Source organism: Pseudomonas syringae (assembly GCF_021605415.1).
GTDB classification, from domain to species: domain Bacteria; phylum Pseudomonadota; class Gammaproteobacteria; order Pseudomonadales; family Pseudomonadaceae; genus Aquipseudomonas; species Aquipseudomonas syringae_S.
The window spans coordinates 1-2,128 of record NZ_WKEQ01000078.1; the positions used below are offsets into that span (position 1 = coordinate 1).

The following is a 2,128-nucleotide window of genomic DNA, read 5'->3' on the forward strand; positions in this document are numbered from 1 at the left end:
GTTGAAGGCTTTCGAAAATGGAGTGAGAAAGCAGCACTAGCAGGCTACCCTGATTCAGTTTACGGCTATGGCGCATATTTAAGCCACGAACCTGACACTTTCGGATTCCCCTATGACCCCGTTAAAGGTTATGGATTAATGCTTCTTCTATGTGAGTTAGACGGCGGTGGGGGAATGAAAGAAAATGCTGAATATAAACTTCCAATAATTGCGGCCAAAATGAGTGCTGAACAAATAGTGAAAGCTCATGAGTTCGCTAAAGCCTGGAAGGCAACTCATCCTCCTCTATCATTTTTCCCCGACAAACTAAGCCGTTAATGAATTTTCTTGCGATGCTCGCCCTGTTAGCAACCGTCACGTCCAATGGGGCGCAGTTCCCAAACATCGGAAAATCTGCTAAGGCGAAGGGGTCGAGCTTCAGTAAGAGGGAAATAATTCTGTTAGCTTGGGAACTTATTTAAAAAGCTCGATATTTTATGCAGGTTAGTTAAATCAACTGAAAGCAAACTCATAGCAATAGCGACAAAGATAAACCACTGAGAAAATCCAGAAAAAAGATATTAAGCACCGATGGACGGCATTAACTAGGATAAAACCAATGTACAAAGTCTTAGCGACGCTTCTTCTTTTTCTTGCGAGCACATGCTTATATGCGGCAGGGCTTACTTCATCACAGCAGGCTGCGAAAGAGAAAGGCATACAACTGTTCAATCAATATAAGACAGCAGAACCCGAGCTAAAAATTGCGGCGGAAGCTGGAGACTCGGAAGCACAGTTTTATTTGGCCGAAGAACTTCGACAAAAAAGCCAATACATAACAGCAGAAGCAATAAAATGGTACGAAGCAGCTGCAGCTCAGAATGACTTATATTCAATGCTTAGGCTTGCTCGATCAAAGAGTGACCTATGTGAAGCAATGAAAAATTGTTCCATTGGGCAAAAGAAACCGTCGGAATGGTTAAATCAAGCCAAGCAGTTGGCGACGTCACAGACTAGCGATGGAAATGCAGAAGCAGCTTATATTTTGTATCTTGCGACTGGTCAGCTTGACTGGTTGGAAAAATCTGCAGAGCTAGGCTACCCCGAGTCACAGTGGCTGTTATCAGTTCGTTATAAGGAAGGCAAGGGATCATTTCTCCTTCCATGGAAACGGACGGAAGCGGCAAAAGAATGGGCAAAAGCATCAGCAGAAGGCAAAAATCCAAAAGGGATGATGGAATATGCGGCTCTCCTTTTCGAAGATGGAGACATAAAAGGATTCCGTCATTGGAACGAGCAAGCCGCTCTGATCGGCTATGCTTCGTCAGTTTACGGTTATGGTTCTGATCTAGCTCACGAACCCGACACTTATGGATACCCTTATGAAATTATCAAGGGTTACGCGTTAATTTATCTATTAAGAGAACTGGACGGCGGCGGCGGTATGGACTCGAATGTTAGCGACAAGCTTCCTCGGATCGCAGCAAAGATGACGCCAGACCAAATTGCCAGAGCTAAGGTCTTTGCTCAAAACTGGAAAGACACCCACCCTCCTCTTTCCTTTTACCCTGAAAAATTAGGATCTTAACGCTGACAGACGATCCGCTAGAGACACTCAGAAGTTGATAGCTGTTTACGAAGACCCACATAGTAACAGTCACAACCAGCTAGTATGAAGCACCAATTAACAAGGCATCAAAGCCGACGCTAATAACTTGTATGATCACACCTTGTGAAATAACCACCACGATTAGCGAAATTTATATCATGCAACCCAAATTAAAATTACTTACTGAAGAAGCCGGGCTAAAACTTACCACTTTAAAAAACCACCCTTTTGCCACACCTTTGCCTTAGGTCTTGGCCGGAAGCGTAGCTGATAGGAATCTGCAGAGCGAAACCATGAATAATTCTTACGCGACTGCCAAAACGCTACTTGCTTTCATAATGTTGCTCGTCCTACCCTGCTACGTTCTTGCGAAACTAAACGTGAGCCAACAAGCCGCGAAAGAACGCGGCATAGTACTGTTCAACCAATACAAAACAGCAGCCCGCGAATTGGAAATTGCAGCTGAGGCCGGCGACAGCGAAGCCCAGTTTTTATTGGCGGAAGAAATAGTAGAGGATAAACAATACATCACTGAAGATG

1 protein-coding gene and 2 pseudogenes are annotated in these 2,128 nt (G+C 44.3%); all 3 read left to right on the forward strand.

Going from position 1 to position 2,128, the window contains the following annotated elements; genetic code table 11:
* Positions 1-318 (forward strand): annotated as a pseudogene (locus GIW69_RS26005) (sel1 repeat family protein); the annotation flags it as partial.
* A gap of 280 nt (positions 319-598) precedes the next feature.
* A complete protein-coding gene (locus GIW69_RS26010; RefSeq protein ID WP_236485651.1) occupies positions 599-1,567 on the forward strand; it encodes an SEL1-like repeat protein in 969 nt (322 codons plus the stop codon).
* 314 nt (positions 1,568-1,881) lie between these two features.
* A pseudogene (locus GIW69_RS26015) lies at positions 1,882-2,128 on the forward strand (sel1 repeat family protein); the annotation flags it as partial.

Bases quoted from the DNA above. Each gene is read 5' to 3' on its own strand.
- GIW69_RS26010 (WP_236485651.1), top strand. From the start codon at position 599: ATGTACAAAGTCTTAGCGACGCTTCTTCTTTTTCTTGCGAGCACATGC.